The organism is Microbacterium natoriense (genome assembly GCF_030816295.1).
Taxonomy (GTDB): Bacteria; Actinomycetota; Actinomycetes; order Actinomycetales; family Microbacteriaceae; genus Microbacterium; species Microbacterium natoriense_A.
The window spans coordinates 28727-41707 of sequence record NZ_JAUSXV010000001.1; the positions used below are offsets into that span (position 1 = coordinate 28727).

Genomic DNA, 12981 nt, shown 5'->3' on the forward strand with positions numbered 1-12981 from the left:
TCAGTCGTCCGCCTTCTTCGCAGCCGTGGACTTCGCAGCCGTGGCCTTCGCGGCCGTCTTCCGCGCTTCGGCAGTGGCCTCATCCGCCGCCTTCGCAACGTCGTCTGCGGCGTCCTTGCTGGTGGCGAGAGCGGAATCGAGCTTCTGACCAGGGGTTCCCTCGCCGCCGACCGACTTCGCCACCTTCACGACGCCGGTCCAGATCGCTCCCGGTACGGCCGCAGCCTTGTCGCCGACGAAGCTCTTCACCTTCGTGACCTGCTCCTGCACAGGGTCGAGGTTCCAGACCTTCAGCCACTGCGTCTTGATCTGCTCGTAGCGCTCGCGACCTGCGCGCGTGCCGAGCACGTATCCGACGCCGAGTCCGACGACGAGTCCGATCTTCCCTTTCATGGGGTCTCCTCTCGTTACTGTCCAGCAACTCGTGGCGTGCCAGGCTCCCAGCGTAACCCCATATGCCGATTTCGGCATCTACTCCTCAGGGGGGTTGACAGATCGCAGCCTGTCAGCGCCAGAGAAGCGAGTGCCGAAGTCGATCCGCCTCGTCCTTCGCGTCGGGGATCACCTGCGCGAGCCCGGTGCCGGCGAGCCACGCGCCCACGACCGCGAGTCCGGGCACAGCCTGCACGGCAGCGCGAGCGGCCGAACGACGCTCGCCGGATCCGATGATCGATGCGGGCTGCGACTGCGTGAAGCGCGCGCGGTGGGAGGCAACGAGATCGCCTGCGGCCAGCGGCACGCCGAGCAGAGCGGATGCTTCGCGCAGCGCCAGGCGCGCTGCATCGTCGTCGTCGAGAGCCGCGGTCGCGGCCGGTTCGCCCTGCGCGCCGAAGGACACCCGCACGACGTGGCGGGAACCCGCCGCCCTGCGCACCCAGCTCCACTTCGCGCTCGAGTGGGTGAGCGCCTTCGCGACGTGCGAACCGGGAACCGTGAGCACCCCGGTGCCCCGCGGGGCGGCGTCGAGCGCCGGCGCCTCGAGCAGCAGTGTCACGATCTCGATCTCTGGCGCGTCAGCGGCTGAGGTCCGGGCGAGTCTCGGCGCCGCGTCGACCAAGAGCTCGCGGGCGACCGACTCGGACGTGGCGACGATGACGGCATCCGCGGCGATGCTCAACGGCTCCGATTCATCAGCATCGACGTCGACCTCTGCCGTGATCGTCCAGACTGCGCCCTCGCGCGTGACACGGGTGGCCGGAGCCGAGGTCCGGACCTCGCCCCCGAGCCCCTCGAGATCGGCGACCAGCGCGTCGACGAGCACGCTCATCCCGCCGTCGAGTCCCTCGACGGCGGATCCCGGCGCCTTCGCGGCCCGAGCGGCGCCCTCCTCGCGAAGGGCCTGCACAGCCCCCGACAGCGATCCGGTGCTGGTGAGTGCGGCGTTGAGTCCCGGGGCGGCGATGTCGACGTCGACGTCTTCGGGAGACGCCGAGTAGACGCCAGTCGTCACGGGGGCGACGAGCCGGTCGCGCACCTTCGCCCCCATGCGCGAGGTGACGAGCTTGCCGAGGCTGTGGTTGTGGCCGATCGTGAGCGGCGGACGGACACGGTCGAGATAGGCGCGCCAGACGCCAGACCAGCCGATGATGCGGCGAACGTCGTCCTGAAACGGATTCGCAGGGATGCCGAGAATGCCGCCGACCGGAAGCGGAGAGGCTCCGGTGCCGGGGATGCCCGCGAGCCAGGCGCCTCCAGCGGCCGGCGCCACGACGCGGTCCCCCAGGCCGAGCTCCTCCACGAGTGCGCGCACGTGTCCGCCACGGGTCGCGAAGCTCTCGGCGCCCGCATCGACTGTGATGTCGCCCAGCGTCGCGCGCCGGATCGCTCCGCCCACGGCATCCGCCGCCTCCAGCACCGTCACCCGCATGCCGACCTTCGCGCACTCACGAGCCGCGATGAGCCCGCCGACGCCGCCGCCGATCACGACGACATGGGTCTCGGCGGCACGGGCTGCGAGGGCGGGGGGCTCTTCAGTCATCCCACGATTCTCTCAGGCCTCTGCAGTGGTGCCGCTGCTCCCCCGCTTGCGGACCTCGCGCAGCACGATCTGCTCGGGGCAGACCGTCGACAGGAAGTCGCCGACCGAGAGAGCGAGCCTCTCGCCCACGAGGGAATAGAGGATGCGGTTCGCGTCGCGACGTTCGGTGACGAGTCCGGCCTGGCGCAGCACGCTCAGGTGACGCGAGATCGTCGGCCCGCTGGCGGCGAAGCGCGAGGCGATCTCCCCAGCGGCGAGCTCGCCCTCCTTCAGATCCTGCAGGATCTGGCGACGGGTGGGGTGCGCGAGTGCGGCGAAGATGTCGGAGGCGCTGTCTGCCATGTTTGCAATATAGCATCCTTGCTAGATAGTGTTTAGCCGGATAGCTAACAGGCGAAGGAGAGAGCGATGCGAGTGGCCATCACCGGAGGAAGCGGTTTCGTCGGGCGCAATCTCGCAGAGCACCTCGAGGATCCGGTCGTGATCTCGCGCCGTACCGGAGCGGACATCACCGACGTCGATGCCCTCGCGGCCGCGTTCGCGGGATGCGACGCCGTCGCGCACTGCGCCGGCATCAACCGCGAGATCGGCGAGCAGACCTTCCAGCGGGTGCATGTCGAGGGGACGCAGGCGGTCGTCGAGGCCGCTCGCCGCGCCGGGGTCACCCGGATCGTCATGGTCAGTTTCCTTCGCGCCCGCCCCGATTGCGGCTCCGGGTACCACGAGTCGAAGTGGGCGGCCGAGGAGATCGTCCGCAGCTCCGGCATCGACCACACGATCCTCAAGTCCGGCATGATCTACGGCCCGGGCGACCACATGGTCGATCACGTCACCAGGGCCGTGCGCACGCTGCCGTTCTTCTGGACCGTCGGGTTCCGCGAGCGCACGGCACGCCCCGTGCCGGTCGACGACGCGGTCGATGTGCTCGTCGCGGCGCTCGAGGGGCGCATCTCCGAGCCCACGGTCGCGGTGATGGGCGCCGACGAGGTCACGCTCGGCGAGGCCATCCGCCGCATCGCGCGCGTCGCCGGGCGCCGTCCCGCCTACATCCCGATGCCGGTCTGGACGATCCGGGTGCTCGCGCAGCTCACCGAGTGGCTGATGGTGGTTCCCCTCGTCGCGAAGGCACAGGCGCGGATGCTGGCAGAAGGCGTGAGCGAAGCGGCGCCGCCCGCACCCGAGCCGCCCGTCGGCCTCCGCCCGCATCGCACGTTCAGCGACGAACGCATCCGCGCCGCCCTGCCCGAGGGGCGGTTCGGGCTCGGAGACCTGCGGATCCGGCTGCCCTGGAGGCGCTGATCGGGGCCTGGGCCCCGGGCATCCGCTCTCCTCTCCGGTTCGGGAGGAGAACGCGCACTCGGGCTGAGGATTCATGCCCAGGGCTCCTCCCGATCGTGAGAACCCCTCCCGAACGAGCTCGCCGCACCAGCGCGTGAGCATGCGACCGCATGTGGTCACGTGCTCAGGCGGGGCCTGGATCAGCGGGAGTGCACCAGCTCGACGATGCGCGTGAGCTGATCGGGGTCGGTCTCGGGCGGCACGCCGTGACCGAGGTTGAGGATGTGCCCCCTGGCCGCGCGCCCGCGCTCGAGCACATCGAGCACATGAGCTTCGAGAACTGGCCACGGGGCGCCCAGCAGCGCGGGATCGATGTTCCCCTGCACCGTGACGTCGGGACCGAGGATCGCGGCGGCCTCGTCGAGCGGCTGACGCCAGTCGACGCCCACGGCGTCGGCCACGCCGTCCAGGCGCATGTCGGCGAGGAACGGCCCGGTCCCCACGCCGAAGTGGATGGTCGGGATTCCGATGCCGTCCAGCGCCGCGTGCGAATGCGGGGCCACGAAGGCCCGGTAGTCGGCCGGGCTGAGCGAGCCCGCCCACGAGTCGAAGAGCTGGACGACGGATGCTCCGGCATCCCGCTGGATCTCGAGGAACCTCCGCGAGACCTGCCCCAGCCAGCCGGCCAGGCGGTTCCACGAGTCGGGATCGGCGTGCATCATGGCCCGCGCCTGCAGGTGCTCCTTCGACGGACCGCCCTCGACAAGGTACGCGGCAAGCGTGAAGGGGGCTCCCGCGAAGCCGATCAGCGGGGTGCCGCCCAGTTCATCGGTCACGATCTTCACGGCCGCGGCGATCGCCGTACCATCGAGATCGGCCGGATCGATCGCGGTGAGGCGCTGCACATCGTCGGCCGAACGCACGGGGTTCGCGAATACCGGGCCGCGCCCGGGCTCGATCACCACGTCGACGCCGGCGAGGCGCAGCGGGATCACGATGTCACTGAAGAAGACGGCCGCATCGACGCCGTGCCGACGAACGGGCTGCAGAGTGATCTCGGCGGCGAGGTCGGGTGTGAGGCACGCGTCGAGCATGCGCGTGCCGACCCGCAGCTCGCGGTACTCGGGCAGCGAACGGCCCGCCTGCCGCATGAACCACACCGGTGTCTGAGCGGGGCGGTCGCCCCTGAGGGCGCGAAGGAGCGGAGCGTCGGAGAGGGCCATGCATCCATCCTTTCATCCGTGAAACACCGCGGTAACCGATCGACGGTACAATCGAAGGGTGCTGCTGTGTGTCACGGCGAGTCACAAGACCGCCTCCTTCGACTTGCTCGAACGCCTGAGCCGCACCCCCGATGACGTCGCTTCCACCCTGGTGGAGCTGGCGCCGTGCGTGCAGGGTGCGGTCGTTCTGGCGACGTGCAACCGGTTCGAGGCGTACGTCGAACTCGACGAGCCCGTCACCGCGGCCGGCGCCATCGGCGTCGAAGCCGTGCTCGAAGCGGTCGAGTCCGCCACCGGCGTCGCCGCTGACGAGCTCGACGGCGCCTACGCCGTGCACGCGGGGCGACGCGTCGCCGAGCACTTGTTCTCTGTCGCGTCCGGGCTCGAGTCGGTCGTCTCGGGTGAAGGCGAGATCGCCGGTCAGGTGCGACGAGCGCTGAAGTCCGCCCGCAAGGACGGCACCACCTCGCCTGAGCTCGAGCGCCTGTTCCAGCGCGCCAGCCAGGCGCAGCGCAAGGTCAAGAACGTCACCGCCCTCGGCCGCGCCGGCCGATCGCTCGTGCGTCTCGCCCTCGAGCTCGCCGACAGCCGCATCGCCGACTGGTCTGCCGAACGTGTGCTGCTCGTCGGCACGGGCGCGTACGCCGCGGTCACCCTCGCGACGCTCCGCGAGCGCGGAGCCCAGAACATCTCGGTCTACTCGCCGTCGGGCAGGGCGGAGATCTTCGCCGCGAAGCACGGCATCCGCCCTGTGGCCGAGTCCGACTACGCCCGCACCGCCGCACGGTCGAGCCTGCTGATCACCTGCACCACGGCGACCGAGCCGGTGCTCGGGCTCGAGCAGCTGCAGCGGCCGGTCGGTCTCGCCGCGGCGGGATGCCCGGTGGGTCAGCACAGCCAGCTGGTCGTCGACCTGGGCATGCCTCGCAACGTCGACCCGGCTATCGCGAGCCTCGAAGGGGTCGCGCTGCTCGACCTCGAGACCATCCGCCTGCACGCACCCCTCGAAGAGTTGCAGGCGACGGATGCCGCGCGCAGCGTCGTGCGAGAGGCTGCCGACACCTTCCACGTGGTGGGGTCGCGGCAGAGCGTCACCCCCTCGGTGGTCGCCCTTCGCTCGCACATCTTCTCTCTGCTCGACACCGAGATCGCGAGGGCCCGTGCCCGCGGCGACGAAGACGGCAAGGTCGAGCAGGCGCTGCGGCATCTCACCGGCGTGCTGCTGCACACGCCGACCACTCGTGCGCACGAGCTCGCCGCGAGCGGCCGTGCCGACGACTTCGCCGCCGCCCTCGGCACGCTCTACGGCATCGAGCCCGAGCAGCCCGACGCCACGGCATCCGCTAGCGCCTGAGCCGGGCTTCCTGCTCGATCAGCAGGTTGGCTGATCATGTGGTTCTTACAGCGATGCAGATCTGGGATCAATCATCGGTCGCTTCGGCGAGGAGCGATGCGATCGCTGCTCGCACGCGGGGAAGATCGACGTTGATGGTGGCCCACACCGCGTCGTAGTCGGTCGCCTCGTAGTGATGCGCCAGTCGATCGCGCATGCGCTTGATGCTCGACCAAGGCACCTGCGGGTTCGCGACGATCGTTTCATCGCTCAACCGTGCGACGTTCTCACCGATCTTGATGATGATCGACTCGGCCGCGAGCCCCGGTGTATTGAGTTCGTCCGAGATGTACCACTCATGGCCTCGACCGGCGAGCCGCGTACCGTTATCGCACAGACGCAGGATCTCACGCAGCGACCGTTCATCCTTTTCGCTCACGCGGCCACCGCTGACCGGAGGATCGGATGATCAGCGGGGAGCCCTCCGTCTGTGACGACGTCGACCGGAACGCCGAGCAGCTGTTCGGCGGCGAGAGCGAACTCGGCGACCGTCAGCAAGCCGACATTCGGTGAGCGGGTGACCAGGATATCGAGGTCGCTCTGCGCGGTATCCGTGCCCGTCCTGGCGGAACCGAACACTCGCAGGTTGTTCAACCCGTATTCCGCGGCGAGCTTCTTGAGTTCGTCACGATGCTGCTCCAGCGCTTCATGAGGCAAAGGGCGCACAGCCGACCGCAGTCTGTCGACCATCGCCGCCGACGGATTCCGCCGCCCGGCCTCGTACGCGGCGATGTTCGGCTGCGCAACGCCGCTGCGCAATGCGAGCTGCGCTTGGCTGAGCCCCGCCCGCTCACGCAGTTCGCGCAGTGATTCACTCATATCATCATGATATAGCTCACGTGAGTCCGGGGGAAGGGCGAAAGAAGGAGCTGAGGTGCCTCCGCGCCAGTAGGCCCGCATCGGCCGCAGGCTTGACTCGGTCCCCGCGCACGTGCTCATAGTGGGCGATGATCATGGACGCATCGGCAGCGGGGAGAACCGGGATGAGCAAGAATCGGCACCGTGGCCTGACGGCTTTCCTCACGATGCTGGTTCTCCTCACCCTTCCCATCGTCGCCTTCGCGTTCGCCGTGCAGGTCGCGCCAAAGGTGCATGCGGACGGCTCGTGCACGGGTATCGGCTTCGGCTGCACCCCCTCTCCGCATGACGGCCTGCTGCTGGTCGGCTTCCTCTTCGGCCTTCCCGCACTGCTCGCTACTGTGGCGATCGGTGCGCTGCTGAACACGGTGTTCCTGAAGCGCTCGCGCTGGCACGGCATCGTCATCGGACTGCTTTCAACGTTGATCGCCATCGCACTCGTCATTGCTGCGGTGGCGGCCTACCTGACGATCACAGGCGCGCTGCGATGGCCCTGAGATACCGAGACAGCCCTGCGATACTGGGGGCATGGCCCTTCACATCACCGGAGACACCGCCGCCGACACCCTGTTGACCGAGAACCCGCTGGCCCTGCTGGTCGGGATGCTGCTGGACCAGCAGGTTCCGATGGAGACCGCGTTCGCCGGCCCTCTCAAGATCGAGCAGCGCACGGGGGCGACGGATGCCCCCACGATCGCGCGCATGGACCCGGACGAGTTCCTCGCCGCGTTCAAGCAGACGCCTGCCGTGCACCGGTTCCCCGGATCGATGGCGGCACGCGTGCAGACGCTGTGCCAGGAGCTCGTCGACCAGTGGGGCGGCGACGCGCAGAACCTCTGGACGGATGGCGACCCTTCGGGCGCCGAGGTGCTCAAGCGGCTGAAGACCCTGCCCGGCTTCGGCGAGCAGAAGGCGAAGATCTTCCTCGCTCTCCTCGGCAAGCAGTACGGATTCCGCGGAGAGGGCTGGCGCGAAGCATCCGCCCCCTACGGCGAAGAGGGCTCCTACCGCAGCGTCGCCGACATCGTCTCGCCCGAGTCGCTCGGCAAGGTGCGCGAGCACAAGAAGGCGATGAAGGCTGCCGCGAAGGCGAAGGAGTGAGGCCGACCGGCGACGACGTCGCAGGCCTCATCGCCCGCTCCAGCCCGGCGATCCGCCGCAGGGATGCCGAGACGCTGACGGCCCTCATGCAGGAGATCACGGGGCGCGAACCTCACACCTGGGGCACGATCATCGGCTTCGGCTCGGTGCACTACCGCTACCCGACGGGAACCGAGGGTGACAGCGGGGTGCTGAGCTTCGCACCGCGCAAGGCCGCGACGACGATCTACCTGTTCGACGGCGTCGATGCGCATGCCGACGATCTCGCTTCGCTGGGCCCCCACACCACCGGCGTCGGATGCCTGTACATCAAGGACCTCGAGCAGATCGATGCCAAGGTCCTCACGCGCATCCTGAAGCGCTCTCTCGCCTGGGTCGAGGCGGGCGGCACGGAGCAGGTGCAGCTCACCGTCACCGGCTGAGACCGCTCTGTTCCGGCCTCGTGGGGCGGAGCATCCGCCCCACGGCGGCGACGCCGAGACCCCCGCTTCTCGCCGCGCCCCCTGATTCATCGAGGGTCACGGTGAGAAGAAGGGGTCTTGAGGCGCTGAGGACCAGTGCCGGCGCTCAGCGCAGGCCGGCGAAGAAGGTGCGGATGTCGGCGGCGAGAACCTCGGGGCGCTCGAGGGCGGCGAAGTGCCCTCCTTCCTCGAAGCGGCTCCAGTGCACGATGTTCGAGTTGTCGCGCTCGGCGAAGACGCGGATCGTCTGGAAGTCGTCCTTGAACACGGCGACCCCGGTCGGCGCCTGGTTGATGTGCGGCTCGGCCTCGACGCGGGCGTTCTCGAGATAGCTGCGGGACATGCCGGATGCCGCGTTCGCGAACCAGTTCACGCTGACCTCGAGCAATATCTTCTCCAGCGGCACGAGCGAGGTGCCGTTGCCGAAGGAGTTGAACAGCTCGCTGTAGGCGAGCAGGCCGATCGGCGAGTCGCTGATGCCCACCGCCACCGTCTGCGGGCGCGACGAGTTCATCGTGTTGTAGCCGCCGACCGACTGGAACCACTGCATGTGCTCGAGCCCGGCGTAGTCCTGCGGTTCGAGCTTCTCGAACTCGGCCGGGTCGCCCGAAGGGAACGAGAACAGCTGCAGCACGTGCAGTCCCAGGAAGCCCTCGGGGTTGAGCAGCCCGAGCTCGCGGGCGACCATCGCGCCGTTGTCGGAGCCGTGGATGCCGTAATTGTCGTACCCGAGCCCGCGCATCAGCCGGTCGTAGGCCGCCGCGACCTTCGCGGTCGTCCAGCCTGCCGAGGCCAGGGGCTGAGAGAAGCCGTAGCCCGGAACGTCCGGAATCACGACGTCGAAGGCGTCCTCCGCACGGCCGCCGTGCGCCACAGGGTCAGTGAGCAGGTCGATCAGCTCGAGGTAGTCGATGGCGGAGCCGGGATAGGTGTGTGCGAGGAGCAGCGGTGTCGCGCCGGCGTGAACGGAGCGGACGTGGATGAAGTGGATGCTCTGTCCGTCGATCTCGGTCGTGAAGTGCGGGACGGAGTTGATGCGCTCCTGAGCCGCTGTCCAGTCGAAGTCGCGCCACGCTGCCAGAGCCTCGCGGAGGTAGGAGTTCGGGGTGCCGGCATCCCAGTCGCCAGCGTCGCCGACCTCTGTCGGTGACGGCTGGGGAAGGCGGGTGCGGGCCAGGCGATCCTGCAGATCGGCGACCTCGGCGGCGGTGACCGAGACGGTGAAGGGGCTGAAGGTGAGGTTCGTGTTTTCCATATCTCGAGAGTAGAAACGCAATAGGCTGGATTCGTTCCTAATCGAAGAACTTCTTTCGAGAGGATGCCGATGGCCGATCCGACCGCCCGCCTGCTCGCCCTGCTGGGTCTGCTGCAGACCGGGACGGAGCGCTCAGGCAGCGAACTCGCCGCCCGCCTCGGCGTCTCCGGCCGCACCGTCCGCCACGACATCGAGCGGCTCCGCGACCTCGGCTATCCCGTCGACGCGAGTCGCGGCTCGATCGGCGGCTATCGGCTCGGTGCCGGAGGGAAGCTCCCGCCGCTGCTGCTCGACGACGAGGAGGCCGTGGCGGTCACGGTCGGGCTCCGCGCAGCGGCCGGAATCGCGGGCGTGGCCGAATCCGGGGCGAGGGCGCTCGCCAAGCTCGAGCAGGTGCTCCCCTCGCACCTGCGCCCGACGGTCGACGCCCTGCGGTCGAGCGTCGACCGTGCCCCCGAGAACAACGACACCGATGCGCCGGACCCCGAGGTCGACGCCGCGTCTCTCCAGGCCATCGCCGGCGCGATCCGCAACACGGAATGGCTGCGCTTCGACTACGAGGGCGCCCCTTCGCTGGTCGAACCGTACAGATTGCTCACCTGGCATCGACGCTGGTATCTCGTCGCGCGCGATCCTGAGGCGGGCGAATGGGGCACGTACCGCGTCGACTGGATGGACCTGCGGATGCCGACGCGTCGCCGCTTCGATCCGACACCGCTGCCCGGTGGCGACTACACGGCGTTCGCGATGCGCACGATCGCGGTGAGCGGCTGGGTCGTGCACGCGCGCCTGCGCATAGACGCTCCCGCGGAGGCGGTGCTCGATCGCATCCACGCCGCGGTCGGCGTCGTCGAACCGGTCGACGACAGCCACTGCATCCTCGTCACCGGCGCCGACAGCCTCGACACGGTCGCCGCCTACATCGGGATGCTGATGATGGACTTCACGGTGGAGAGCCCGCCGGAGCTGATCCCTCGGCTGCGGCTGCTGTCGGAGCGCTACGCACGCGCGGTCGCCGGCAGCGCGCCAGCCCCGGCATCCGCTCCTACCTCCGAGCTCTGACACCGATACCCCCACCTGACGCCGAGACCCCCACCTGTTCGCGTGAACAGATGGGGGTCTCGGTGATAAGCGGGGGTCTCGGCGCGGCTGGCGCACGAGGCGCGGCCGTGCGTCAGGCGCCCTTCAGGCGCTCCGCGAGGTACCGCTCGAGCTCGTCGATCGAGACGCGCTCCTGCGCCATCGTGTCGCGGTCGCGCACGGTGACGGCGCGGTCGTCGAGGGAGTCGAAGTCGACCGTGACGCAGAACGGCGTGCCGATCTCGTCCTGACGACGGTAGCGGCGGCCGATGGCGCCGGCGTCGTCGAAGTCGATCGCCCATGATCCGCGCAGCGTGTCGGCGACCTCGCGCGCCAGCGGCGAGAGGTTCTCGTTGCGGCTGAGCGGGAGCACGGCCACCTTGACCGGGGCCAGACGCGGGTCGAGGCGCAGCACTGTGCGCACGTCGGTGCCGCCCTTGGCGTTCGGCACTTCCTCCTCGACGTAGGCGTCGACGAGGAACGCCATCATGGCGCGGGTGAGGCCGAAGGACGGCTCGATGACGTACGGGGTGTACCGCTCGCCCGAGGCCTGGTCGAAGTACGACAGCGACGACCCGGAGGCCTCGCTGTGGCTCGACAGGTCGTAGTCGGTGCGATTGGCGACGCCCATGAGCTCGCCCCACTCCTTGCCCTGGAAGCCGAAGCGGTACTCGACGTCGATGGTGCCGGCCGAGTAGTGTGCGCGGTCCTCTTCGGGGACGTCGAAACGACGCATGTTGTCGGCGTCGATGCCGAGATCGATGAACCAGTTCCAGCAGGCCTCGACCCAGTGTTCGAACCACTCCTGCGCCTCGGCGGGCGGGGTGAAGTACTCGATCTCCATCTGCTCGAACTCGCGGGTGCGGAAGATGAAGTTGCCGGGGGTGATCTCGTTGCGGAACGCCTTGCCGACCTGGCCGATGCCGAACGGAGGCTTCTTGCGCGATGCGGTGAGCACGTTCGAGAAGTTCACGAAGATGCCCTGCGCGGTCTCGGGGCGCAGGAAGTACATGCCTGACTCGTCGTCGACGACACCGAGGTAGGTCTTCACCAGGCCCGAGAACGCCTTGGGCTCTGTGTACTGGCCCTTGGTACCGCAGTTCGGGCAGGGAATGTCGGCGAGGCCGTTCTCGGCCTTTCGGCCCTTGCGCGCCTCGAAGTCCTCGATGAGGTTGTCAGCGCGGAAGCGCTTGTGGCACTGGAGGCACTCGACCAGCGGGTCGGTGAAGGTCGCGACGTGACCCGACGCCTCCCACACGCGCTTGGGCAGGATGATGCTCGAGTCCAGGCCGACCATGTCGCCACGGCCGCGCACGAACGTCTGCCACCACTGCCGGCGGATGTTCTCCTTGAGTTCCGTCCCGAGGGGTCCGTAGTCCCAAGCGGACCGCGAACCGCCGTAGATCTCACCCGCTTGGAAGACGAACCCGCGGTGGCGGGCAAGGGCGATGACCTTGTCTAGACGGGACTGTTCGGCCACGGTGGCTCCAATGGTCGGATGCGGGTGAGGAACCCGTGAACGCGGGCCTCTCCATTCTATCCGCGCGTGCTCCGCCGCAACTCTCGCTCACGCGACCCGCGCCACCGCGGTACGCACGAGCCACCAGCGAATCCACGTCAGCCGGACGGTGGCCGGTCGACATCGTGGTGGCGCGCGGCGCTCAGGGCGTGAAGAGGTAGCCGCGCTCGACGTCGAAGCCCGCGATGCGCAGGCCCCGGCCGAGCCGGTCCTCCATCTCGGAGCGCAGACGCAGACGCCACTCGTGCGCGGCATCCGCATCGGTCTCCCGCAGCGACTCCACATCCGTGGGAATGGCGAGGGTGTCGACCACGGCATCGGATGCCGGGGGCTTCGCGATGTCGGCGAGCGCCCACTCGACGTCGAGGCGGTCGCTCTCGTCACCCGCATCCCCTCCGCCGAAGATGCCGTATTGGTTGACCGCGTAACCCGTCACCCTGGCGCCGAGCACGGTGAGGAAGAAGTGCGCGTTGCGCGCGACGAGCGGGTCGAACGTCCAGCTGATGCGGCCGACCTCGCGCGAGAACGCCCACTGCCGCTGGTGCTCCTTGAGTTCGCGCCCCCAGCCGCGACCGCGGTACTCGGGACGCAGGGCCGTGATGTGCGAGTGCATCGCGCGCCGCCCCGGCTCGCCGAAGAAGGCGATCGACGCGCCCACCATTCGCTCCTCACCGTCCTCGCCGTCGAACAGGCCGACCACGTAGTTGCCCGATTGCTGCAAGGCGCGGAGCGTGCCGGCGTCGACGACCCGTTCGGGGCCGCGGATGGAGTCCAGCAGAGCCTGGGCGTCGAGGATGAGTTCTACGGTGTCGAGATCGCGGATGGTGCGCACGGG

Annotated in this window: 15 protein-coding genes; 6 read left to right on the plus strand and 9 right to left on the minus strand. The window is 68.9% G+C overall.

The features are described 5' to 3' along the window. The 3 genes from QFZ53_RS00135 to QFZ53_RS00145 all read right to left on the minus strand — a co-directional run bounded on the left by QFZ53_RS00135 (position 1) and on the right by QFZ53_RS00145 (position 2320). Positions 1-393 (minus strand): hypothetical protein, encoded by a 393-nt coding sequence (locus QFZ53_RS00135; protein WP_307292257.1) that lies wholly within the window; start codon positions 391-393, stop codon positions 1-3. 112 nt (positions 394-505) lie between these two features. Then, a complete protein-coding gene (gene hemG / locus QFZ53_RS00140; RefSeq protein ID WP_307292259.1) occupies positions 506-1978 on the minus strand; it encodes a protoporphyrinogen oxidase in 1473 nt (490 codons plus the stop codon). A gap of 12 nt (positions 1979-1990) precedes the next feature. Beyond that, positions 1991-2320 (minus strand): metalloregulator ArsR/SmtB family transcription factor, encoded by a 330-nt coding sequence (locus QFZ53_RS00145; protein ID WP_292905150.1) that lies wholly within the window; start codon positions 2318-2320, stop codon positions 1991-1993. Between the two features lie 66 nt (positions 2321-2386). On the opposite strand from QFZ53_RS00145, the gene QFZ53_RS00150 reads away from it, so the two are divergent. Continuing rightward, positions 2387-3277 carry an NAD(P)H-binding protein gene (locus QFZ53_RS00150; protein ID WP_307292264.1) on the plus strand — a complete coding sequence of 297 codons (891 nt, stop codon included), beginning with the start codon at positions 2387-2389 and terminating at the stop codon, positions 3275-3277. 179 nt (positions 3278-3456) lie between these two features. On the opposite strand, the gene hemE is transcribed toward QFZ53_RS00150, so the two are convergent. Continuing rightward, the gene (gene hemE, locus QFZ53_RS00155; RefSeq protein ID WP_307292267.1) at positions 3457-4479 is read right to left on the minus strand and encodes a uroporphyrinogen decarboxylase; all 1023 of its coding nucleotides are present in this window, start codon (positions 4477-4479) and stop codon (positions 3457-3459) included. Between the two features lie 58 nt (positions 4480-4537). On the opposite strand from hemE, the gene QFZ53_RS00160 reads away from it, so the two are divergent. After that, complete coding sequence (locus QFZ53_RS00160) at positions 4538-5833, plus strand: glutamyl-tRNA reductase (RefSeq protein ID WP_307292269.1); 1296 nt, start codon at positions 4538-4540, stop codon at positions 5831-5833. Positions 5834-5900: 67 nt separating this feature from the next. On the opposite strand, the gene QFZ53_RS00165 is transcribed toward QFZ53_RS00160, so the two are convergent. Further along, complete coding sequence (locus tag QFZ53_RS00165) at positions 5901-6251, minus strand: HepT-like ribonuclease domain-containing protein (RefSeq protein ID WP_307292270.1); 351 nt, start codon at positions 6249-6251, stop codon at positions 5901-5903. Further along, complete coding sequence (locus QFZ53_RS00170; RefSeq protein WP_307292272.1) at positions 6248-6691, minus strand: XRE family transcriptional regulator; 444 nt, start codon at positions 6689-6691, stop codon at positions 6248-6250. Before QFZ53_RS00170 ends, QFZ53_RS00165 begins: the two co-directional genes overlap by 4 nt. Positions 6692-6855: 164 nt before the next feature. On the opposite strand from QFZ53_RS00170, the gene QFZ53_RS00175 reads away from it, so the two are divergent. Genes QFZ53_RS00175 through QFZ53_RS00185 form a run of 3 tightly spaced genes read left to right on the plus strand, consistent with a single transcriptional unit; the run spans position 6856 to position 8253 of the window. Further along, positions 6856-7227: a hypothetical protein gene (locus QFZ53_RS00175; protein ID WP_307292275.1), complete on the plus strand. Its 372-nt coding sequence runs from the start codon at positions 6856-6858 to the stop codon at positions 7225-7227. Positions 7228-7258: 31 nt separating this feature from the next. Continuing rightward, positions 7259-7831 carry an HhH-GPD-type base excision DNA repair protein gene (locus tag QFZ53_RS00180; RefSeq protein WP_292905142.1) on the plus strand — a complete coding sequence of 191 codons (573 nt, stop codon included), beginning with the start codon at positions 7259-7261 and terminating at the stop codon, positions 7829-7831. Next, positions 7828-8253: a DUF1801 domain-containing protein gene (locus QFZ53_RS00185; RefSeq protein ID WP_307292279.1), complete on the plus strand. Its 426-nt coding sequence runs from the start codon at positions 7828-7830 to the stop codon at positions 8251-8253. The genes QFZ53_RS00180 and QFZ53_RS00185 overlap by 4 nt, the downstream gene beginning before the upstream one ends. Before the next feature lie 145 nt (positions 8254-8398). Here the strand turns inward: QFZ53_RS00185 and QFZ53_RS00190 are convergent, their stop codons facing one another. Continuing rightward, on the minus strand, positions 8399-9547 hold the full coding sequence (locus QFZ53_RS00190; RefSeq protein WP_307292280.1) for an epoxide hydrolase family protein: 1149 nt from the start codon (positions 9545-9547) through the stop codon (positions 8399-8401). A gap of 69 nt (positions 9548-9616) precedes the next feature. On the opposite strand from QFZ53_RS00190, the gene QFZ53_RS00195 reads away from it, so the two are divergent. Further along, a complete protein-coding gene (locus tag QFZ53_RS00195; protein WP_307292281.1) occupies positions 9617-10609 on the plus strand; it encodes a helix-turn-helix transcriptional regulator in 993 nt (330 codons plus the stop codon). A 112-nt stretch (positions 10610-10721) separates the two neighbouring features. Here the strand turns inward: QFZ53_RS00195 and QFZ53_RS00200 are convergent, their stop codons facing one another. Then, positions 10722-12107, minus strand: coding sequence for a glycine--tRNA ligase (locus QFZ53_RS00200; RefSeq protein WP_292905134.1), 1386 nt, complete (start codon positions 12105-12107; stop codon positions 10722-10724). A 181-nt stretch (positions 12108-12288) separates the two neighbouring features. Then, positions 12289-12978, minus strand: a complete 690-nt coding sequence (locus QFZ53_RS00205) for a GNAT family N-acetyltransferase (RefSeq protein WP_307292284.1) — start codon at positions 12976-12978, stop codon at positions 12289-12291. Positions 12979-12981 lie beyond the last annotated feature (3 nt).

Coding starts and splice junctions, on each gene's coding strand:
- QFZ53_RS00135 (WP_307292257.1), bottom strand. CDS start 393: ATGAAAGGGAAGATCGGACTCGTCGTCGGACTCGGCGTCGGATACGTG.
- hemG (WP_307292259.1), bottom strand. CDS start 1,978: ATGACTGAAGAGCCCCCCGCCCTCGCAGCCCGTGCCGCCGAGACCCAT.
- QFZ53_RS00145 (WP_292905150.1), bottom strand. CDS start 2,320: ATGGCAGACAGCGCCTCCGACATCTTCGCCGCACTCGCGCACCCCACC.
- QFZ53_RS00150 (WP_307292264.1), top strand. CDS start 2,387: ATGCGAGTGGCCATCACCGGAGGAAGCGGTTTCGTCGGGCGCAATCTC.
- hemE (WP_307292267.1), bottom strand. CDS start 4,479: ATGGCCCTCTCCGACGCTCCGCTCCTTCGCGCCCTCAGGGGCGACCGC.
- QFZ53_RS00170 (WP_307292272.1), bottom strand. CDS start 6,691: ATGAGTGAATCACTGCGCGAACTGCGTGAGCGGGCGGGGCTCAGCCAA.
- QFZ53_RS00175 (WP_307292275.1), top strand. CDS start 6,856: ATGAGCAAGAATCGGCACCGTGGCCTGACGGCTTTCCTCACGATGCTG.
- QFZ53_RS00180 (WP_292905142.1), top strand. CDS start 7,259: ATGGCCCTTCACATCACCGGAGACACCGCCGCCGACACCCTGTTGACC.
- QFZ53_RS00190 (WP_307292280.1), bottom strand. CDS start 9,547: ATGGAAAACACGAACCTCACCTTCAGCCCCTTCACCGTCTCGGTCACC.
- QFZ53_RS00195 (WP_307292281.1), top strand. CDS start 9,617: ATGGCCGATCCGACCGCCCGCCTGCTCGCCCTGCTGGGTCTGCTGCAG.